This window comes from uncultured Vibrio sp. (genome assembly GCF_947488985.1).
Classification (GTDB): domain Bacteria; phylum Pseudomonadota; class Gammaproteobacteria; order Enterobacterales; family Vibrionaceae; genus Vibrio.
The window spans coordinates 1-21,615 of the sequence record NZ_CANLBV010000017.1 but is presented as its reverse complement, the minus strand read 5'-3'; the positions used below and the strand labels follow the sequence as shown (position 1 = coordinate 21,615).

Below are 21,615 nucleotides of genomic sequence, written 5' to 3'. Positions count from 1 at the left end.
TGACCGAGTCGGGGACCTCTGGTTAAATGCGATTACCAGTCAACGCCTTTTAGCGCTTTAACACCCGATTCGAAAGCGTGCTTCACATTACGGACCTCAGACACTGTATCGGCCATATCCGTTAAAGTGCGGTGTGCTCCACGGCCTGTAATGATCACGGATTGCATTTTCGGACGCTTGTTCAGAGCTTCTACCACTTCATCCAGTTCTATGTAGCCGTAGCTCACCATGTAAGTGAGTTCATCAAACAGAATCACATCAATCGACTCATCGGCTAACATGCGTTGGCACTCTTTCCATACGCGCTGTGCGGCTTCGATATCTTGAGCCTTGTTTTGAGTTTCCCACGTAAAGCCGGTACCCATCACCTGGAACTCTACATCGAGTTTTTGGAGAACATTCTTTTCTCCGTTATCCCATGTTCCTTTTACAAACTGAGCGACGGCACATTTTTTCCCGTGGCCGACCGCACGCGTAATGGTACCGAAACCGGATGTTGATTTCCCTTTCCCGTTGCCAGTGATGACCAGCAATAGGCCTTTGACCTCTTGCGCTGCTGCGACACGTGCATCGACTTGCTCTTTTACTTTCTGTTGTCTTGCTCTGTGGCGTTGTTCTTTGTTGTCTTCGCTCAACATAACAAATCCTTTTAAGTTGTGATTGCGCTTATCATAGCCTAAGTTAACGATAGCAAAAACCATTGTTAGAACAGGTGATTAGGGATGAAAAAGATACTCGTGGTTTGTATGGGGAATATTTGCCGTTCGCCAACAGGTGAAGCAGTGCTAAGGAAGAAAGCGCGACAACTGGATATTGACGTTGTGGTCGACTCTGCGGGGACGATTGGCTTTCATCAAGGTAACCCTCCTGATCCACGTTCTAAATCCGCGGGTGAGAAGCGCGGTTACAGCTTTAAAGGAATTACTTCCCGTAAAATAGTGAGCAATGACTTTCAAGAGTTTGACTTGATACTGGCGGCAGATAAGGCGAATTTAGATGACTTAATGAGCCAGTGCCCAACCCACTTACATTATAAGCTTGCGTTATTTTTGAGTTTTGGCGAGTCAGACTATCAAGAGATCCCCGATCCCTATTATGGTGAGGGAAATGGTTTTGAGTTGGTGTTGGACATAATTGAAGCGTCTAGCGAAGCGCTACTGAATTCATTGTCGCATTGAGGCTAGGTTCGCAGTTGGGCGCTCTGATTTAAAGGTTTACGATATAAAAAAAAGGCCGACATTCAATGTCGGCCTTTCTGAATCTAGCGTAAAGTAATGGCTAAGATTACTTAGACATTACTTTGTAGATTGGGTCTTCTGCTACGTTTGCCTCTACTAAGCTACCGGCTTTGTGTAGCATAGCAACACAGTCTTGGCTTAGGTGGCGTAGGTGCAGCGTTTTACCTTGTGTAGCGTAACGTTCAGCAATTGTGTCAATCGCTTCAATCGCTGAGTGGTCTGTTACACGTGAGTTAGCGAAATCGACGATAACATCCTGTGGATCTTCATGTGCGTTAAACAGCTCAAGGAAGTTAGCCGTTGAACCGAAGAAGATTGGGCCGTTTACTTTGTACTCTTTGGAGCCCGCTTCGTTGATACAAGTGTCGGCATAGATGTGCTTCGCGTGTTGCCATGCGAACATTAATGCAGAGGCAATTACACCGACAAATACTGCCACTGCAAGATCAGTCATGACAGTGACTACCGTCACCAGAACAATAACGAAGAAGTCTTGTTTAGGGACACGGCGTGCAAGCTTGAAGGTTGCCCATTCAAAGGTACCGATAACGACCATGAACATCACGCCCACCAGTGCTGCTAGAGGGATCATTTCAATCAGTGCAGAACCGAATAGGATGAACATCAGCAATGCAACTGCCGCTACGATACCTGAAAGGCGACCACGGCCACCTGAGTTTACGTTGATCATCGATTGACCGATCATCGCACAGCCACCCATAGCACCAAATACTGAACAGGTGACGTTAGCCATACCTTGCCCCACACATTCACGATTGGATTGACCACGCGTATTGGTCATCTCATCAAGTACCGTCAGAGTCAGTAGTGATTCGATTAGCCCAATCGCTGCAAGGATCACTGCGTAAGGTAAGATGATATAGAGCGTCTCTAGGTTAAACGGGACAACTGGAATTGAGAACGTTGGTAGAGAGCCTGCGAGTGTTGCTGCTTCATCACCAGACATTGCACGTAAGAAGTCAACAACAGTGCGGGTTTCTAGATCAAGGCCGACTACCAAAGCGGTCACTGTCACGATAGCAACCAATGAAGAGGGTACTGCCGTTGTTAGCTTAGGTAGGAAGTGGATAATCGCCATGGTAAGGGCGACTAAACCTAGCATTAATGTCATTTGACTGCTCGGTAACCAAGTTAATGTACCCGTTACATCTGGTGCTTTAAACTGCCCAAGCTGGGCTAAGAAAATAACGATAGCTAAGCCATTGACGAAACCAATCATGACTGGATGTGGAACGATGCGGATAAATTTACCCAGTTTGAATACGCCAGCTGCAATTTGCAAAAGGCCAGCCAACATAATGGCCGCAAATAGGTATTGCACACCATGGCTCGTGACGAGGCTGACCATGACCACGGCCATAGCACCAGTTGCCCCTGAGATCATACCTGGGCGGCCGCCAAAAATTGAGGTGATAAGACCAACGATGAATGCTGCGTAAAGGCCGACCATAGGATCAACGCCAGCGACAAAGGCGAATGCAACGGCTTCTGGTACCAGAGCTAGGGCTACGGTAAGGCCTGAAAGCACGTCATTCTTTACAGAGAGCTTTGAAAATTGTGGGAATTCGAACATGTTTGCTCAGCTATGCTTAAGGTGGATTTACCGACACGAGTGTATTGCGTAGCTAAACAGTGATGGAAAAAAGCAGCAATAGTGATGTGTCGAAAAGACAAGTGCCCGAATGCTACGCAATAATGTGACTAAGTTCAAGGTTGAAGCTAAGTTTTTGTAAAATGTTTGTTAATTTTCATTTAGTTATTAGATATGAAAAAGGCTGCTTTAAAAGCAGCCTTTGATTCAATTGACTTATGATTAACTATGAATAAACACTAGTAGTTAGGCTTAGTCATGCCAGCGCCAGCTTTATTCGACGCTGATTGACTGCCTGCTCCTTTCGAAGCAAAGCGCTCAGCGCGGAACGGAGCAGCAACAACCTCAATCTCTTTGATCTCTTGTGGACCAGGAGCTTTCGTCATTGGTGAACCCGCTTGCTTCTTAGCAACTGCCGCCTTCGGTGTAGCTTTAGGAGCTTGTGCTTTTACAGCAGGTGCTTCTTCAATCTTCACACTTTCAGCTTTAGGAGCATCAGAATCAGCGGCTTTAGCTTCAACAACCGGTGTTGCTTCATCTGCTTGCACAGCTTCTGCTACTACAGGTGTTTCTACTTTTTCAGTTTCAACAACCATAGGTGCAGTTTCAACCGCTGCTGGTGCTTCAGTTGCCTGAGCTTCAACCTTGGCTTGTTCAGTCGCTGTTTCTTCAGTAATAACGGCTTCGTCACGGCGGATGATCACTTTACCCATAGCAAGTTCAGGGCGAGCAAAACCGCCAGTTATCACTATATTGTTTTGTGGTGCTGTCTCTAGAGCAACATTTTGCTCTTGAACAGGGGTTTGAGCTTCAGCTGCTACTTGTACTTCAGCCACTTCAGGTTTTGCCTGCTTGTGGTGAGGTTTTGCAATGAAACGAGGCATCACTTTACCCATAGCCATCTCAGGAGATGCTACTCCACCTTTACGTAGGCGGAATGGGTTAGGGCGACGATCACGACCGCGGCGACGACGTTGACCACTTGCACGTAGGTGACGTGGAGAACGACGATTACGGCGTTGTTTCGGCTCTTCTTGTTCTGTTTGCTCATTATTTGCTTGAGCTGCGCCAGTTTGCTTCGCAACTTTTTGCTCTTGAGCTACAGATTGCTCCTTCGCTACAAATTGTTCTTTTGTAACAGAGGCCTTTTTCACAACAGCTTGCTCTTTTGGATCGCTTTCTGTTGCTTCTGTTTGAGCTTTTTGGTCTTTAATACGAACTTGTTTGTTCAGTTTACGACGCTGACGACGCTCTTTAATCTTAGCTGCTTTCGCTTCTGGCTTAGCCTTCGGCGCTTCTGGCTTATCAGCTTGAGCTTCTGCCGCGAGCTGTAGACCTTCTTCTGCTAATTTAGATGGAGCTTGCTCTTCGCGTTGCTTCTGCTCGTCACGTGGCTTATTGCGACGGTCTTGCTTAGGCTTACGAGGCTGACGAGTTGGCTGTGGAGCGACTTCTTTTTGCTCTTCAGGTTTCTCATCACGAGTTGGCTTACGACGACGTTTGTTGTCATGATTTTCGTTACGATTATCACCACGTTCGCTACGTTGTTCGCCACGCTCACCACGTTGGTTACGACGACGGTTATCGTTGCGATCACGGCGTTGACGTTTGCCGTTGTTGCGATTATTTTTAGGTTTTTCTTCTTCTTTCTTCTCTTCTTCTTTTTTCTCTTCTTGCGTTGAAGAGCCAAATAAGAAGCTACCGATAGCTTTGAAGAAACGACCAATTAGGCCTGGTTCTTGAGTTGCAGCAGGTTCAGCTTCCTTCTCTTCTACAGCTTTAGGGGCTGGAGCAGGAGTTGGTGCTGATTGAGCAGGAGCTGCGAAGCCTTTTAGAGCAGGTTCTTCGATTTTCTTAGGACGAATAGTCTGTTCAGCTGGCTCTTTGCTTTCTGCTTCTTTTAGTGCTTCTAACTTGTTAGGCAGTAAGTAAGACAGTAGGTCGAACTCTTCACCTTCACGAACACGGATAACCTCAAAGTATGGCGTTTCCATGTCAGAGTTAGGAACGACAGTGATCTTAACTTCTTGGTTCTTCTCGATGTGGTTTACTGAGCGACGTTTTTCGTTCAGAAGGTAAGAAGCGATTGGCACAGGCACAACAGCAAGTACTTGCGCTGTGTTGTCTTTCAGAGCTTCTTCTTCGATCAAACGTAGAACAGACAGTGCTAGAGATTCGTTATCACGAACAACACCAGTACCTGTACAACGAGGACAAATGTGGTGGCTTGCTTCTGCTAGAGATGGGCTCAAACGTTGACGAGACATCTCTAGAAGACCAAAGCGAGAAATACGACCAATCTGAACACGTGCGCGATCTAAACGAACGGCATCACGTAGACGGCTTTCTACTTCGCGCTGGTGGCGAACCGGAGTCATATCGATAAAGTCGATAACAACCAGACCACCTAGGTCACGTAGACGCAACTGACGTGCAATTTCATCCGCTGCCTCTAGGTTCGTGTTAAGCGCTGTTTCTTCAATATCGCTGCCCTTTGTTGCACGAGCAGAGTTGATATCGATAGAAGTCAGTGCTTCTGTTGGATCGATTACGATAGAACCACCAGACGGAAGGCGAACCTCACGTTGGAAAGCAGATTCGATCTGGCTTTCAATCTGGTAGTGGCTGAATAGTGGCACTTCACCATCGTATTTTTTAACGCGATTCATGAAATCTGGGCGTATTAATTGAATGTGCGCCTGAGCACGTTCAAAAATAGTGTTGCTGTCGATTAGAATCTCGCCAATATCACGACGTAAGTAGTCACGAATCGCACGAACGATAACGTTACTTTCTTGGTGAATGAGGAAAGGCGCTGCATTGGACTCAGAGGCTTGCTTGATAGCACCCCAATGATTCAACAGAACGTTCAAGTCCCACTCTAGCTCTTCTGCACTTTTGCCAACACCCGCAGTACGCACGATTAAGCCCATGCCTTGAGGGAGCTCAAGAGTGCTTAATGCTGCTTTCAGTTGGGTGCGTTCATCACCTTCGATACGACGAGAAATACCGCCAGCACGAGGGTTATTAGGCATAAGAACTAAGTAACTACCAGCCAAAGAAATGAAAGTTGTCAGTGCAGCACCTTTGCTACCACGCTCTTCTTTCTCAACTTGTACGATAACTTCTTGGCCTTCTTTTAGCACTTCCTTAATGCTAGGACGGCCTTGGTATGTATAACCTTCAGGGAAGTATTCGCGGGCAATTTCTTTAAGAGGTAGGAAACCGTGACGTTCTGCACCGTAATCAACAAATGCCGCTTCTAGGCTAGGTTCAATACGGGTAATACGTCCTTTGTAGATATTCGCTTTCTTTGACTCGTGACCTGGACTTTCGATATCTAGATCGAACAGTCGCTGTCCATCAACCAAAGCGACACGCAACTCTTCTTTTTGAGTTGCGTTAATTAACATTCTTTTCATTTAGAAATACTCATTGTCTTTTCTTATTTTCATCATTGGTCTTATCGCTTTGTTTCGTTTCTCATGGTGCCAGATCCCATGGCTTTATCGGTGCAGCCTCCCGGCTGGAGAGGGATGCTCTGGGGCACGTCAGTCATCATAGGGAGTTAGCCTATGATCCGCGATGTGGCGGTGAATACTCAACATGAGCGTACGTGAGTAGAGCGATAAGGAGCTCTGATGACCGTGTCTTACGCCAATTGCTGCACTGTCTAATCGGAGTTATCTACTCATTTACTTGCTTGTGAATGGCAGGCTGTTTAAATTTTAGTCAAACCATTATTAGCAGCTGTGAACTATAGCAGCGGTCGCTAAACACAGCAATCTGCTTTGTCGGAATGCACTAAAAAAAACATTTTTTGTTTGAGTTTTGATACCTCTAACTCACTGTCTATAAATAATTTATCAATTGATATTTTAATTTGCAGGAATCTTGATGCTTTTTTGTTCGAAGAATCAAAGAAATATAGAATTTCACCCGCTATCAGATCGTGGAAGACGAGAGGTTGTCGATAAATAACTTGGCGATAGGGCTAAGAAAGTCTCAATTATCAAAAGTGACAGTGATACAATAGTCGGATGAGCGAAATAAGAACCCAAGTCCAATTTGTCGACATTGACGAAGATATGGCTGGTCAGCGTATTGATAACTTTTTACGCAACCAATTAAAAAATATCCCGAAAAGCATGATTTACCGAATTGTGCGTAAAGGCGAAGTCCGCGTAAACAAAAAACGCATCAAGGCAGAATACAAACTAAAAGCAGGCGATTTAGTTCGTATCCCGCCAGTCACGATTGAAGAAAAAGTTGAAGATAACGTGCCAAGCACGAAACTCAACAAGGTTTCGGAGCTAGAGCAGTGCATCATTTATGAAGATGATCACATGCTTATTCTTAATAAACCGTCTGGCACTGCCGTTCATGGTGGTAGTGGGTTAAAGTTTGGCGCGATTGAAGCATTACGCGCCCTTCGACCTGACGCGCGTTTTCTTGAATTAGTGCACCGTATCGATAGAGATACGTCTGGTATTTTGCTTGTTGCTAAGAAGCGCTCAGCGCTAAGACACCTTCAAGCGCAGTTCCGTGAAAAAACGGTTCAAAAATACTACTTCGCGTTAGTGATGGGCGAATGGAAGAGCAGCTGCAAAGTCGTAAATGCACCTTTGTTGAAAAATGAAGTGAATAGCATTGTTCGCGTCAACCCGAATGGTAAGGCCTCTGAGACGCGTTTTAAGGTTTTAGAGAAATTCCAAGAGGCGACATTGGTTCAAGCAAGTCCAATTACAGGTCGTACCCACCAAATACGTGTGCATACTCAGTATACGGGTCACCCTATTGCTTGGGATGACCGCTACGGTGATCGTCGTTTTGATGCTTACACGGGCAAGGTTGGTCTTGATCGTCTGTTCCTACATGCAGCCAACATCAAGTTCACCCACCCAGGCACTGAAGAGAAGATGGATATCTCAGCGCCAATGGAAAGACGACTAGAGAAAGCCTTAACTGGTTTACGTAAGCTTTAACAAGATACGAGATCATTAATTTTTCGTGAATTGAGCATCAGACGTGTCAAATGGAAAGGTTGACGAATATCGTCAACCTTTTTTGTTTTTATCGCAGCGAGGGGGAAGTCGCCTAGTCATTCTAAGCAAATCCTCCTCAACAAAGAGAGAGTATCCGTTATAGTACGCTCATTCCTTGCGCTTCTAACATATCGACCAGATCGATCAGAGGTAAGCCGATCAACGTATTTGGGTCTTTACCTTCCATTTGCTTAAATAACGCAATACCTAATCCTTCACACATAAAACTGCCGGCGCAGTAATAAGGCTGTTCTTTCTCAACATAAGAAATGATCTGTTGCTCAGTTAAATCGCGAAAATGCACGACGAAGGTATCTAAACGAGTATCGGCTTTATTGGTTTCGCTGTTCCATACGGTTATCCCTGTATAAAAAGTGATGCTCTTACCGCTTTGGCGAGATAACTGCTCAATCGCTTTTTCACGAGTATGTGGCTTACCAATGATTTCCCCGTCAATGACGCACACTTGATCAGAGCCGATCACTAAGCTTGGTTTTTCAACCGCGCAAGACTTGGCTTTTGTTTCGGCAAGGCGCATCACTAGCTGTTGAGGTGTCTCTTCTGAAAGCGGCGTTTCATCGCAATCCGGCTTAGCCGTGACAAACTCTAACTGGAGTTTTTGGAGGATCTCTTGCCTAAATGGTGATGTAGAAGCTAAAACTAGTTGGTAATTTCTCATTTTAATTTACAATTCGTGTAAGCATTTAGTTCAGGGTAACGTAACTTATCCTGCTATTCATAATGCTCTGAACAGGAAACGCAGGAAAGTACATTTTTTTTGCCATTTCCTTTGACTAAACATGATTTGGAAGATAAGATTCGCGCCCTATGCAAAAGGAAAAAATACCGCGTACAGTTGATCCGGCAAGAACGGCTCAAAAACGACTCGATATGAATGGTATCATTCAAGTCAGTCTTTTAAAGCGTTTAACCGAAGCAACTGAAGGCGTAAAACGTGACGCGCAAGTCTCAATGTCATTTGGGCTTGATGAACAACGATTAGTCGTTATCTCTGGTAAAGCTAACGTCGAAGTCGATTTAGAGTGTCAACGTTGTAATGAGGTTTTCGCACATGAGTGCGATGTCCAATTTACTTATACTCCTGTTTACAGCGAGAAAAGTGAAGAGGAAGCACCGGAAGAGTACGATTTGGTAGATCTGAACGAGTACGGTGAGTTAGACCTGATTCAATTAGTTGAAGACGAGTTCATTCTTGGATTGCCACAAATAGCAATGCACGACGATGCGCAATGTAGCGTTAACTCAAATAACTTGGTGTTTGGTGAACTTCCTGAAGAAATTGGGGAAGACAAAAAGCCGAATCCATTTGATGTTTTAAAAAACTTAAAGCGCTAACTTATTCGTCAGCATCTTTAAGAATTTACATAGGAGTAGGGTCAATGGCCGTACAAAAGAGCAAGAAATCACGTTCAATGCGTGGCATGCGTCGTTCACACGATGCGCTAACTACAGCTGCACTTTCTGTAGACGCAACTTCAGGTGAAACTCACCTACGTCACAATGTGACTGCCGAAGGTTTCTACCGTGGCAAAAAGGTTATCAACAAGTAAGGTTGACCTTTGCAAAATCTAACCGTTGCGCTTGATGCAATGGGCGGAGACTTCGGTCCTCGTGTAACAGTGCCTGCCGCCGTGCAGGCACTGTCGTATTTCCCAGAGCTAAAAGTCATTCTCATAGGTGATCGAAACGCGATCACATCTCAATTATCTTCATTAGGTCGGATGCCTGATTCTCGTTTGAGTATCCAGCATAGTGATCGAGTTATCACCAATTCTGAAAAACCTTCACTAGCCTTACGTAACAGTCAGGGCAGTTCTATGCGTGCTGCTATCGATCTGGTTGCTGAATCACAGGCTGATGCTTGTGTCAGTGGCGGCAACACCGGCGCACTGATGGCATTATCCCGTTTCCGACTCAAGCTTCTCCCTGGTATTGATAGACCCGCCTTGGTCTCAGCCTTACCGACGGCCTCTGGTAATCGTACGTGGATGCTTGATTTGGGCGCCAACGTGTCTAGTGATGCAGATTCTCTTTTTCAGTTTGCCGTGATGGGCAGTGCATTAGCCGAACAGCACTTAGGCCGAACCCCACGTGTTGCTATTTTGAATATCGGTGCCGAAGAAATTAAAGGTAACGACCTTGTAAAACGATGCGCTGAAATGTTGTCGAATACTCAATCTGTGAATTTCATCGGCTATATCGAAGGTAATCAACTCCTGCAAGATGCGGCTGATGTCGTCGTATGTGATGGTTTTGTCGGCAATGTATGCTTAAAAACGTGCGAAGGTACCGCTCAGCTCTTTATTGATAAGCTAAAAACACGCATGATGGCGTCAACAATAAAGGGTTGGATAGCCAGAATGTTGTTTTCTGAGTTATTTACTGAATTAAAAACCTTGAACCCCGACCAGTATAACGGCGCAAGTTTGTTAGGATTACGCGGCATTGTCATTAAAAGTCATGGAAGTGCTGATGTATCAGCAGTCGTCAACGCGATTGGTGAAGCAGTACACGAGGTCAAACGACAAGTCCCCAGCCGCATTAGCGATCGTTTGGAAGCGGTTTTACTCGAGAGGCATTATTAGTCTTCATGTATAGCAAAATATTAGGTACTGGCAGCTACTTGCCATCTCAGGTGCGTACAAACGCAGACTTAGAGAAAATGGTAGAGACTAGCGATGAGTGGATCGTTGCTAGAACAGGTATTAAAGAGCGTCGTATTTCAGCGGAAAATGAAACCGTTGCCGATATGGCGTTTTACGCTGCTGAAAATGCCATCGAAATGGCAGGTATCGACAAAGAAGAGATTGATTTAATTATTGTTGCGACCACCAGTAGTAGCCATACCTTCCCGTCTTCAGCCTGTCAGGTACAAGGTAAGCTTGGTATCAAAGGTTGCCCTGCGTTTGACTTAGCTGCAGCGTGCTCTGGCTTTGTCTATGCATTATCTGTTGCTGATCAACATATTAAATCAGGCATGTGCAAGAATGTCTTGGTTATTGGTGCTGATGCATTGTCAAAAGCCTGTGACCCAACAGACCGCTCTACGATCATTTTATTTGGTGATGCCGCAGGTGCGGTGGTAGTAGGCGCAAGCGAAGAGCCCGGCATTTTATCGACACACATTTACTCTGACGGCAAATTCGGTGAGCTTCTTAGTTTAGAAGTGCCAGAGCGTGGCGGCGATGTCGACAAATGGCTGCATATGGCTGGCAATGAAGTCTTTAAAGTGGCGGTCACTCAGCTTTCTAAGCTGGTTAAAGACACATTAGCGGCGAACAATATGGATAAGTCAGAGCTTGATTGGTTAGTCCCACACCAAGCCAACTACCGTATTATCTCAGCAACCGCTAAAAAGTTGACGATGTCACTTGATCAAGTGGTGATCACCCTTGATAAGCACGGTAATACGTCGGCAGCTACTGTCCCAACAGCCCTTGATGAAGCTGTTCGTGATGGAAGAATTAAACGCGGCCAAACGCTGTTACTTGAAGCATTTGGCGGCGGCTTCACTTGGGGTTCTGCGTTAGTTAAATTCTAACCTCAAGCGACAACCAACCAACAAGGCACATAACTTATGTGCCTTATTCAATTTTTGCTTTGCTTAAAGGATAATTACAATGAGCAAATTTGCTATCGTATTCCCAGGCCAAGGTTCTCAAGCTATCGGTATGCTTGCTGACCTAGGCGCACAGTATGATGTCGTAAAACAGACATTTGCTGAAGCTTCAGAAGCACTTGGTTACGATCTATGGGCATTGGTTCAAGATGGTCCAGTAGAAAATCTAAATGAAACTTTTCGTACTCAACCGGCTCTATTAACAGCGTCTGTTGCCATTTGGCGTGTATGGCAAGAGCTTGGCCTAGAGCAACCTGTAAATCTAGCAGGTCACAGCCTAGGTGAATACTCTGCACTCGTATGTGCGGGCGTTATCGACTTTAAAGAAGCGATCAAGCTGGTTGAACTACGTGGTCAATTGATGCAAGAAGCAGTTCCTGCAGGCATTGGCGCAATGTACGCAATCATCGGTCTAGACGATGAAGCGATTGCTAAAGCGTGTGAAGAAGCTGCGCAAGACGAAGTTGTGTCTCCAGTTAACTTTAACTCTCCAGGTCAAGTTGTTATCGCGGGTAACAAAGCGGCAGTAGAGCGTGCTGGTGTTCTATGTAAAGAAGCTGGCGCGAAGCGTGCACTTCCGTTACCGGTTTCTGTGCCGTCTCACTGTGCACTGATGAAGCCAGCAGCAGACAAGCTAGCAGTGGCTCTAGAAGCTCTAGAGTTCAACACACCGGCACTGCCTGTTATCAATAACGTAGATGTTATTGCTGAAACAGATCCGGCAAAAATTAAAGACGCCCTTGTTCGTCAGCTATACAGCCCAGTTCGTTGGACGGAAGGTGTACAAGCTATGAATGAGCAAGGCGTTGAAAAACTACTTGAACTAGGCCCGGGAAAAGTTCTTACTGGTCTAACAAAACGCATTGTGAAAACTATGACAGCGGCTGCAGTTAATGACACTGCATCACTAGACGCAGCTAAGTAAATAACCATTTAATAGAGAAGTTATGATGAATTTAGAAGGCAAAGTTGCACTGGTAACAGGTGCAAGCCGTGGTATTGGTCGTGCAATCGCTGAGCTGTTGGTTGAGCGTGGCGCTAAAGTTATCGGTACTGCTACGTCAGAAGGCGGTGCTGCTGCAATTAGTGAGTACCTTGGTGATAACGGTAAAGGTCTTGCTCTTAATGTCACAGACACTGACTCAATTGCTGCGACACTGAAAACCATCAACGATGAATTCGGTGCAATTGACATTCTAGTGAACAACGCTGGTATCACTCGTGATAACCTGCTTATGCGCATGAAAGACGATGAATGGAATGACATCATCGATACGAACCTAACGCCTATCTTCCGCATGTCTAAAGCAGTATTGCGTGGCATGATGAAGAAGCGTCAAGGCCGCATCGTAAACGTTGGTTCTGTTGTTGGTACTATGGGTAATGCTGGTCAAGCGAACTACGCAGCAGCAAAAGCAGGTGTTATTGGCTTTACCAAATCAATGGCTCGTGAAGTGGCGTCTCGTGGTGTTACAGTGAACACTGTTGCGCCTGGTTTCATCGAAACTGATATGACGAAAGCGCTAAATGATGACCAACGTGCAGCAACTTTGGCGAATGTACCAGCAGGTCGACTCGGTGACCCTCGCGAAATCGCTGAAGCTGTGGTATTTTTGGCATCACCTGCGGCAGCTTATATCACAGGTGAAACACTTCACGTCAATGGTGGTATGTACATGGTTTAAATTGTGTGCAACATTTGTGCATGATTTAAGTCAAGTTCATACGTAATTTCGGTTAAAATCGTGAAAATTGTGGTTTGACCAGAAAAGTTGACCTTGCAACTTTCAATAGATTGAATAAACTACGGAAAACATCGCATAAAGCGAACTCTGTAAAGGAAAAGAAAAAATGAGCAACCTCGAAGAACGCGTAAAGAAAATCATTGTTGAACAGCTAGGTGTAGACGAAGCTGAAGTTAAAAACGAAGCTTCTTTCGTTGATGACCTAGGTGCAGATTCTCTAGATACAGTAGAGCTAGTAATGGCTCTAGAAGAAGAATTTGACACTGAAATCCCAGATGAAGAAGCTGAGAAAATTACTACTGTTCAAGCAGCTATCGATTACGTAACTAGCGCTCAGTAATAATCTCTCCCAGGCGGTCACCTCGACCGCCTGAGTTTTATCTAACTCATCTATCCTCATCTTAAATCACCTCAATCCCCGGAGTGTAAAATCGTGTCCAAGCGTCGTGTAGTTGTCACTGGCATGGGTATGTTGTCACCGGTAGGCAACACTGTAGAATCTTCTTGGAAAGCCCTGCTAGCTGGTCAAAGTGGTATCGTGAATATCGATCATTTTGATGCAACCAATTTCTCAACTCGTTTTGCAGGTCTAATTAAAGACTTTAACTGCGAAGAGTATATGACTAAAAAAGATGCCCGTAAGATGGACTTGTTCATCCAATACGGCGTCGCAGCAGGTATTCAAGCTTTAGATGATTCAGCCCTAACTATTACTGAAGAAAACGCCTCACGTGTAGGCGTTGCTATCGGTTCTGGTATTGGTGGTCTTGGTTTGATCGAAGCCGGTCACCAAGCTCTCACTGAAAAAGGCCCTCGTAAAATAAGCCCGTTTTTCGTTCCGTCGACAATCGTAAATATGATTGCTGGTCACATGTCTATCATGCGTGGTCTACGTGGTCCAAACATCGCGATTTCTACTGCATGTACGACTGGCCTACATAACATTGGTCACGCAGCTCGTATGATTGCCTACGGTGATGCTGATGCAATGCTAGCGGGTGGTGCTGAAAAAGCATCAACGCCACTAGGTATGGGCGGTTTTGGTGCGGCTAAAGCGCTGTCTACTCGTAATGATGAGCCTCAAAAAGCGTCTCGTCCATGGGATAAAGGCCGTGATGGCTTCGTTCTTGGTGACGGTGCAGGCATGATGGTTCTTGAAGAGTACGAACATGCAAAAGCTCGTGGCGCTAAGATTTACTGTGAGCTCGTTGGCTTCGGTATGTCGGGTGATGCTTACCACATGACATCTCCAAGTGAAGATGGCTCAGGTGGCGCACTAGCAATGGAAGCGGCTATGCGTGATGCGGGCGTGACTGGTGAACAAATTGGTTATGTAAACGCACATGGTACGTCGACTCCTGCAGGTGACGTAGCGGAAGTTAAGGGCATCAAGCGTGCTCTTGGCGAAGCAGGCAGCAAGCAAGTATTGGTTTCTTCTACCAAATCAATGACAGGCCACCTTCTAGGTGCAGCAGGTTCTGCTGAAGCTATCATCACGGCTATGTCTCTGGTTGACCAAATTGTTCCACCAACAATCAACCTAGATGATCCTGAAGAGGGCTTAGATATTGACTTAGTACCTCACACTGCGCGTGAAGTTAGCAACATGGAATATGCTGCATGTAACTCATTCGGTTTCGGTGGTACAAACGGCTGTTTGATCTTCAAAAAGATTTAATCTTTTTATTAAAGATGTAAACACTCGTAGATAGTCACAATTAGACTTGTTTTTAAACGGCTTGATGCTTTAGCATTGAGCCGTTTCTTTTTATGGGGAAAAACATGTTTTGGGTTGATGGTGAAAGCCAGCAAACGGTCGATATCTTGGATCGTTCGTTTCAGTATGGGGATGGGTGTTTTACCACCATGCTTGTTCAAGGTGGGCAGATACAACATTTTCGCGATCATCAGCACCGCGTCGATGAATGCCTCAAAGCGCTACGCATTACTGCTCTTGATTGGGACGTGGTTAGGGTTTGGCTCGATAATGCACTTCAACATATCCAAGATAGCGAGCTTCAAGGGACAAAGAGCCTGCATAAGACAAACAAGCCTCATGATCAAAAAGCTGGGATAAAGCTGCACGTTAGTCGCGGTTCTGGTGGCAGAGGTTATAGCGCCAAGAATATAGCTAAACCTACGGTCATCATCAGTACGTTTGCTTTTCCGAGCCATTATTCAGCGTGGCAAGATTCTGGTGTTGAACTTGGTGTCTGCCAACAAGCTTTAGGTTTGAACCCATTGCTTGCTGGCCATAAGCACAATAATCGCCTTGAACAAATCTTGATGAAAGATGAAATGGATCAAGCTAATGAAGTGGATGGTGTGGTGCTTGATATCTCAGGCAATGTGATTGAAACCACCATGGCTAATCTGTTTTGGCGTAAAGGTCATACGATATACACCCCCCAACTCACTAAAAGTGGTGTAGTGGGGGTTATGCGTAAGCAAGTGTTAACCGCGCTGAATCAAGCTGAGCTTTCCGTTACAATTAGCGATTACAGCCTACCTCAGCTCATGCTAGCTGATGAGATTTTCATAACTAATTCTATTTTGGGGGTTGCCCCAGTTACCCGCATTTGTGATAGCCAATTCACCATTGGATCCGTTACTCGTAGCCTTCAAGGACAATTAAACTCGTGATCAAAAAGTTATTTATTTTTATTATCTTGTGCCTAATCGCAGCCGCTGCTGCTGGTTTTTATGTTTATAACCAAGCGCAAGACAACCTGAAACAAGTTATTCAGTTAGAAAAACCCCAGGTCGTGACGGTTGCGTCTGGTAGCAGCTTTAACCGTGTTCTCGCACAGTTAACTAAAGAGGGGTTATTTGAGGCATCGCCTTATGAGAAATTAATTCGTAAGTTACACCCTGAGCTGGTAGACGTAAAAGCAGGCACATTTTTGCTTGAGCCGGGCTTGACCTTAGCGCAGACGCTGCAAGTGATAGTAGAAGGTAAAGAACACCAGTTTACGATTACCTTTGTTGAGGGCAGTCGCTTTGATGAGTGGTTGGTTCAGCTTAAAGAGAGCGAATTCATTCAGCAGACACTAGAGGGTATCTCTGAACAAGAGATAGCTCAAAAGCTGGGTATCGATCATGAAAAGCTAGAAGGATTGTTCTTAGCGGAAACATATCATTACACTTACGGCACTACCGATTTGGAGCTGTTGAAGCGTGCGCACAACAATCTGATGGAAGTAGTGAATCAAGAGTGGCAAAACAGAGCCGAAAATCTGCCGCTTAAATCGCCTTATGAAGCGTTGATTCTTGCTTCTATCATTGAGAAAGAAACCGCCGTAGCTTCAGAGCGTGAGCGTGTATCATCGGTGTTTATTAATCGCTTGAATAAGCGCATGCGTCTGCAAACTGATCCTACGGTTATCTATGGTATGGGTGACAGTTATGACGGCAATATCCGTAAGAAAGACTTACGTACACCTACACCTTACAACACCTATACGATAAGTGGTCTACCGCCAACACCTATTGCTATGGCGGGTAAGGCGTCGATTAATGCAGCCTTGAACCCAGAGAGCAGTAACTACCTGTATTTTGTGGCGAGCGGTACGGGCGGTCACGTATTCTCAAAGAATTTGGCTGACCATAACCGTGCTGTGCGCGCTTACTTAAAGCAATTAAGAAAAAACAAATAAAGAAATCATTATGAATCAGTCAAAGTTTATCGTAGTTGAAGGCCTTGAAGGTGCTGGAAAAAGTACAGCAATCAGTGCCATCGTCGAGACATTAAAAACCGCTGGCGTTAAAGATATCGTTAATACTCGCGAGCCGGGTGGTACAGTCTTAGCTGAGAAGATGCGTTCTTTAATAAAAGAAGAGCACGAAGGTGAGAAGCTTCAAGATATGACGGAACTGCTGCTGATGTACGCGGCACGTGTTCAGTTAGTTGAGAACGTTATCAAGCCCGCACTCGACAGTGGTCAATGGGTATTGGGTGATCGCCATGATATGTCTTCTCAGGCTTATCAAGGCGGCGGGCGTCAGATCGCTCGTACTACGATGGAATCATTAAAAGCCACCACGCTAGGCGGCTTTAGGCCCGATCTAACGCTCTATTTAGACCTAGACCCTAGAGTAGGGCTAGAGCGCGCTAGAGGTCGTGGTGAGCTTGATAGAATTGAAAAGATGGACATCTCATTTTTCGACCGCACGCGTGAGCGTTACCTAGAGATTGCCGAGCAAGATGAATCTGTATTGGTGATTAATGCGCAGCAAGAGATTGAGCAAGTGGCCGCTGATATCAAAGCCGCGCTCAGTGCTTGGCTCGACGAACAGTAGGTAGACATGGCTGAAGTGTATTCTTGGCTCACGCCAGTATGGAGTGAGTGGAAAAAAAGTCTCGATGCTGAGCGCTTTCCTAACTCTGTTATTGTTAATGCCCCACAAGGGCTTGGCGTTGATGTATTGATCCGCCAACTCACCGAAGCATTAATGTGCACCAATTATGAAAGCGAGTCGTGTGGGTTTTGCCACAGCTGTGAATTAATGAAGTCGGGTAGTCACCCCGATTTTCATGTTATTTCACCGGAGAAAGAAGGTAAATCGATCTCGGTTGATCAAGTACGCGCCAGTAACCGCTGGGCGCAAGAATCTTCTCAGTTAGGTGGTTTGCGCGTTATCTTGCTTAATCCTGCAGAGGCGATGAACGAATCAGCTTCTAATGCATTGCTGAAAACTCTGGAAGAGCCATCAAGCAAGTGCATCTTCATTCTGTCTACTCGTAACAGTAATCGCTTAATGCCGACTATTATTAGCCGTTGCCAACAATTCAATGTGGTGAGTCCACAATTGGAGGTTGGATCGGCGTGGTTAGATGGGGAAGTGGGCAAAGCCGTTCCTCAGTATATTTTGGCACTCAATGATAACGCGCCTCTGAAAGCCAAAGCGATGTATGAGCAAGGTGGCGTCGAAGCCTCAAGCAAAGCGTTAGATGGCTTTGTGACTATCATCAAAGGGGAGCAAGTGAACATGCTAAAGTTCTCTGCAGAACTTAGTCAAGACCCTTTGATTCAACTTGGCTGGCTTTGGCATTTATTGTCAGATGTGCAGAAGCTGCATTTTGGTTTGGAGAATCAAGCGATGACTCCGAGTGCAAAGACACTGGTTGAGGTGATGTCTTATCAAAGCGCTTATGGCGCATCGAATAAACTGCTTATCTTGATTGAGCAGTTAAAACAACACCCTGGGCTCAATACCGAGCTACTCATAATGAATTGGCTGATAGCCACTTGCGAGGAAACATGTTCGTAGATTCCCACTGTCATTTAGACAAACTGGATTACCAAGACTTACACACCAGCGTAGAAGATGTGGTTAACAAGGCAAAGGCTGCCAACGTAGACCAGCTGCTTTCTGTTGGGGTCACATTAGATTCGTTTGAAAATATGCTCGAGATGATCTCGCCGTTTGATAACGTTAACGCTTCTTGTGGTGTTCATCCTCTTGATGTAGAGAGCGATTTCTGTTTAGAAAGAATGCGTGATTACGCGAGCAACCCTAAGGTAGTAGCGATTGGTGAGACCGGCTTAGATTATCACTACCAACCAGAGACGGCAGAGCTACAACAGCTGAGATTTAAGCAGCACGTTGAGTTAGCCGTTGAGTTAAACAAGCCTTTGATCATTCACACTCGTAATGCGCGTGAAGATACACTGGCTATTTTACGTGATGGTGGAGCGGACAAGTGTGGTGGTGTGATCCACTGTTTTACCGAAGATCAGGCGTTTGCTGAAGCCGCAATGGAATTGGGTTTTTATATCTCAATTTCGGGTATTGTGACCTTCAAACAGGCCACAGAACTGAAAGAAGTGGTAAAGAGTTTACCTCTAGATCGATTATTGATTGAGACGGATTCACCCTACTTGGCACCTATTCCCTACCGTGGCAAACAGAACCAGCCAGCTTATGTTGTGGAGGTTGCAGCCTATATTGCTCAATTGAAAGGTTTATCGATGAAAGAGGTTGCTGAACAAACAACCAAAAACTATCAGAGACTTTTTTTGTGATAGAAAGTTAGATGAGCAAATAAAAGGGAGCGAAAGCTCCCTTTTTGTGTTTTTGATCACCTAAAGTTGGGCTTTTTTTAATGTTTACTAATTATGTTGAACTTGAGAGCATCATATACAAGATTTGTAATTTTGTTACTAAAAATAACATCAATCTCTATTTTATTTATCTCGTGAAATAATAAGGTTGCACTTAAATTACCTTATTTTTCAACAGATTACATCAATGAAAAGCATTACATTTCTCTGTTTTTCCATGTGATCCAAGACGTGTTTTGAAACTAAATATCGTAAGTGACTAGAAAGTTAGTTCTCCATCAATATATATTTAGCGGCAGAAAATATAATGCAACACATGGTTACATTTTCATTGGGTGCTAACATATAGGCTACGGGGGTGTGCCGTTAGAACCTACATAATTATTTATTTTTATCAGGAGCATAAATATGTTTAAGAACCTTTTTGCTAGTCTGCAGAAAGTTGGTAAGTCTCTGATGCTTCCAGTATCAGTTTTACCGGTTGCGGGTATTTTGCTAGGTGTCGGTGCAGCGAATCTTCCTTTCATTCCAGAAATCGTTTCCAATCTAATGGAGCAAGCAGGTGGTTCAGTCTTCGGTCAAATGGCGTTGCTGTTTGCGGTAGGTGTTGCACTTGGCTTTACAAATAACGACGGTGTTGCGGGTCTAGCGGCTATCGTTGGTTACGGCATTATGACTGCGACGCTAAGCGTAATGGCGGGTGTGATGGGTGTTGAGAGCATCGATACGGGTGTTCTCGGTGGTATTTTAGTCGGTGCTGTTGCGGCTTGGGCATTTAACCGCTTCTTCCGTATTCAACTTCCTGAGTACCTTGGCTTCTTCGCTGGTAAGCGTGCAGTGCCAATCATCACAGGTTTCTCTGCGATTGGTCTTGCAATCCTACTATCTGTAGTATGGCCACCAGTTGGCGGCGCTATCTCTGCATTCTCTGATTGGGCTGCTCACCAAAACCCACAAGTGGCGTTTGGTATCTACGGCGTCATCGAGCGTTCACTTATCCCATTCGGTCTTCACCACGTTTGGAACGTACCTTTCTTCTTCGAAGCGGGTACTTGTGTTAACGCGGCGGGTGAAACACAAAATGGTGTTCTTACTTGTTACCTAGTGGCGGATGACGCATCTCGTGCTGCGGGCAACGGCTTCGGTCAGCTTGCGGGTGGTTACATGTTCAAGATGTTCGGTCTTCCAGCGGCTGCTATCGCTATGGCCCACGCTGCTAAGCCTGAAAACCGCGCGAAAGTTATGGGTATCATGGCATCGGCTGCACTGACGTCATTCCTAACTGGTATTACAGAGCCAATCGAATTCTCATTCCTATTCGTTGCTCCTGTACTGTACGCAATCCACGCGCTACTAGCGGGTTCTGCTTACGTTCTTGCGAACACATTAGGTTTTGTGCACGGTACATCTTTCTCACACGGTCTTATCGACTTCCTAGTTCTATCTGGCAACGCGTCTAAGATGGGCCTAATGGTGGTATGCGGTATGGGTTACGCTGCACTTTACTACATCGTATTCCGCACTGTGATTAAAGCGCTCGATCTTAAAACGCCGGGCCGTGAAGACGATTCTGAAGAGCAGTCAGTGGCTACAGGTACTGAACTTGCGGGTGAACTAGTCGCTGCGTTCGGCGGAAAAGCTAACATCACGGGTCTTGATGCTTGTATCACTCGCCTACGTGTTGCGGTTGCTGATACTGAAGTGGTTGACCAAGACAAGCTGAAGAAACTAGGCGCTGCAGGTGTCGTTGTCGTTGCCGGTGGCGTACAAGCTATCTTCGGTACTAAGTCTGATAACCTGAAAACAGACATGGATGAGTGGATCCGTAACAACGGTTAATTCACTGATTCAATTAATGAAAGGAAGCCGCAAGGTTTCCTTTTTTGTTTGTGCGCCGAGCATGGCGTTGATCTAGGAGGTGAAAGTCCTCTACGGGCTCAGTCGAGCGAGAACCGTTAGTCTATGCAAGGGTGTTCACCGTGAGGTGAAATCTGAAGGGAGCAAATGACAAAACTTGGTGGTGACGAACAGAAATCTGATAGTAGGCCTATATAACTTGGGTAACCTAGCGATAGATAGAATGGCCCAATGCCTCGACGGGAAGTGTATATAGGTAAATCAGGCACGACCAAGGGAAAGAGCAACGTCTTACCTCGGGAGATCTTATGAACTGTCTCAGTCGAGACTAATACTGCAGCGATGTTGTGTGATGGATTATAAGAAGTCAGCAGAAGGCATAGTACTTTGAGGAAGTACAACTCAAAGGAAGG

General features: G+C 45.4%; 20 protein-coding genes. 16 read left to right on the top strand and 4 right to left on the bottom strand.

What is annotated here, in order from left to right:
- Positions 1-32: 32 nt before the first annotated feature.
- On the bottom strand, positions 33-638 hold the full coding sequence (gene cobO / locus Q1A70_RS06000; protein WP_299688042.1) for a cob(I)yrinic acid a,c-diamide adenosyltransferase: 606 nt from the start codon (positions 636-638) through the stop codon (positions 33-35).
- An 84-nt stretch (positions 639-722) separates the two neighbouring features.
- On the opposite strand from cobO, the gene Q1A70_RS05995 reads away from it, so the two are divergent.
- Positions 723-1,178, top strand: coding sequence for a low molecular weight protein-tyrosine-phosphatase (locus Q1A70_RS05995; RefSeq protein ID WP_299688045.1), 456 nt, complete (start codon positions 723-725; stop codon positions 1,176-1,178).
- Between the two features lie 106 nt (positions 1,179-1,284).
- Here Q1A70_RS05995 and Q1A70_RS05990 read toward each other — a convergent pair whose 3' ends face one another.
- Both Q1A70_RS05990 and rne read right to left on the bottom strand, forming a co-directional pair.
- Positions 1,285-2,832, bottom strand: a complete 1,548-nt coding sequence (locus tag Q1A70_RS05990) for a SulP family inorganic anion transporter (protein WP_299688048.1) — start codon at positions 2,830-2,832, stop codon at positions 1,285-1,287.
- 257 nt (positions 2,833-3,089) lie between these two features.
- Positions 3,090-6,272, bottom strand: coding sequence for a ribonuclease E (rne, locus tag Q1A70_RS05985; protein ID WP_299688051.1), 3,183 nt, complete (start codon positions 6,270-6,272; stop codon positions 3,090-3,092).
- Between the two features lie 618 nt (positions 6,273-6,890).
- On the opposite strand from rne, the gene rluC reads away from it, so the two are divergent.
- Positions 6,891-7,835, top strand: coding sequence for a 23S rRNA pseudouridine(955/2504/2580) synthase RluC (gene rluC / locus Q1A70_RS05980; protein ID WP_299688054.1), 945 nt, complete (start codon positions 6,891-6,893; stop codon positions 7,833-7,835).
- Between the two features lie 157 nt (positions 7,836-7,992).
- Here the strand turns inward: rluC and Q1A70_RS05975 are convergent, their stop codons facing one another.
- A complete protein-coding gene (locus tag Q1A70_RS05975; RefSeq protein WP_299688057.1) occupies positions 7,993-8,574 on the bottom strand; it encodes a nucleoside triphosphate pyrophosphatase in 582 nt (193 codons plus the stop codon).
- 149 nt (positions 8,575-8,723) lie between these two features.
- On the opposite strand from Q1A70_RS05975, the gene yceD reads away from it, so the two are divergent.
- From yceD to ptsG, 14 genes are all read left to right on the top strand, one after another.
- Complete coding sequence (gene yceD, locus Q1A70_RS05970; protein WP_299688060.1) at positions 8,724-9,251, top strand: 23S rRNA accumulation protein YceD; 528 nt, start codon at positions 8,724-8,726, stop codon at positions 9,249-9,251.
- Positions 9,252-9,295: 44 nt separating this feature from the next.
- Complete coding sequence (gene rpmF, locus Q1A70_RS05965) at positions 9,296-9,466, top strand: 50S ribosomal protein L32 (RefSeq protein WP_004737376.1); 171 nt, start codon at positions 9,296-9,298, stop codon at positions 9,464-9,466.
- A gap of 9 nt (positions 9,467-9,475) precedes the next feature.
- Complete coding sequence (gene plsX / locus Q1A70_RS05960) at positions 9,476-10,501, top strand: phosphate acyltransferase PlsX (protein WP_299688064.1); 1,026 nt, start codon at positions 9,476-9,478, stop codon at positions 10,499-10,501.
- 5 nt (positions 10,502-10,506) lie between these two features.
- A complete protein-coding gene (locus tag Q1A70_RS05955) occupies positions 10,507-11,457 on the top strand; it encodes a beta-ketoacyl-ACP synthase III (RefSeq protein ID WP_299688067.1) in 951 nt (316 codons plus the stop codon).
- 79 nt (positions 11,458-11,536) lie between these two features.
- Positions 11,537-12,460 (top strand): ACP S-malonyltransferase, encoded by a 924-nt coding sequence (gene fabD, locus Q1A70_RS05950; protein WP_299688070.1) that lies wholly within the window; start codon positions 11,537-11,539, stop codon positions 12,458-12,460.
- Positions 12,461-12,485: 25 nt separating this feature from the next.
- Positions 12,486-13,220, top strand: coding sequence for a 3-oxoacyl-ACP reductase FabG (gene fabG, locus Q1A70_RS05945; protein WP_299688097.1), 735 nt, complete (start codon positions 12,486-12,488; stop codon positions 13,218-13,220).
- Between the two features lie 166 nt (positions 13,221-13,386).
- Positions 13,387-13,620, top strand: a complete 234-nt coding sequence (gene acpP / locus Q1A70_RS05940; RefSeq protein ID WP_004737381.1) for an acyl carrier protein — start codon at positions 13,387-13,389, stop codon at positions 13,618-13,620.
- Positions 13,621-13,713: 93 nt separating this feature from the next.
- Positions 13,714-14,958 (top strand): beta-ketoacyl-ACP synthase II, encoded by a 1,245-nt coding sequence (gene fabF / locus Q1A70_RS05935; protein WP_299688074.1) that lies wholly within the window; start codon positions 13,714-13,716, stop codon positions 14,956-14,958.
- A 104-nt stretch (positions 14,959-15,062) separates the two neighbouring features.
- The gene (gene pabC / locus Q1A70_RS05930) at positions 15,063-15,923 is read left to right on the top strand and encodes an aminodeoxychorismate lyase (protein ID WP_299688077.1); all 861 of its coding nucleotides are present in this window, start codon (positions 15,063-15,065) and stop codon (positions 15,921-15,923) included.
- The gene (gene mltG / locus Q1A70_RS05925; RefSeq protein WP_299688080.1) at positions 15,920-16,936 is read left to right on the top strand and encodes an endolytic transglycosylase MltG; all 1,017 of its coding nucleotides are present in this window, start codon (positions 15,920-15,922) and stop codon (positions 16,934-16,936) included. The genes pabC and mltG overlap by 4 nt, the downstream gene beginning before the upstream one ends.
- 10 nt (positions 16,937-16,946) lie before the next feature.
- Positions 16,947-17,579 (top strand): dTMP kinase, encoded by a 633-nt coding sequence (gene tmk, locus Q1A70_RS05920; RefSeq protein WP_299688083.1) that lies wholly within the window; start codon positions 16,947-16,949, stop codon positions 17,577-17,579.
- A 6-nt stretch (positions 17,580-17,585) separates the two neighbouring features.
- On the top strand, positions 17,586-18,551 hold the full coding sequence (locus Q1A70_RS05915; protein ID WP_299688085.1) for a DNA polymerase III subunit delta': 966 nt from the start codon (positions 17,586-17,588) through the stop codon (positions 18,549-18,551).
- Positions 18,542-19,306 (top strand): YchF/TatD family DNA exonuclease, encoded by a 765-nt coding sequence (locus tag Q1A70_RS05910; protein WP_299688088.1) that lies wholly within the window; start codon positions 18,542-18,544, stop codon positions 19,304-19,306. Before Q1A70_RS05915 ends, Q1A70_RS05910 begins: the two co-directional genes overlap by 10 nt.
- A 447-nt stretch (positions 19,307-19,753) precedes the next feature.
- Positions 19,754-21,184, top strand: a complete 1,431-nt coding sequence (gene ptsG / locus Q1A70_RS05905; protein ID WP_299688091.1) for a PTS glucose transporter subunit IIBC — start codon at positions 19,754-19,756, stop codon at positions 21,182-21,184.
- The last annotated feature ends 431 nt before the right edge of the window (positions 21,185-21,615 follow it).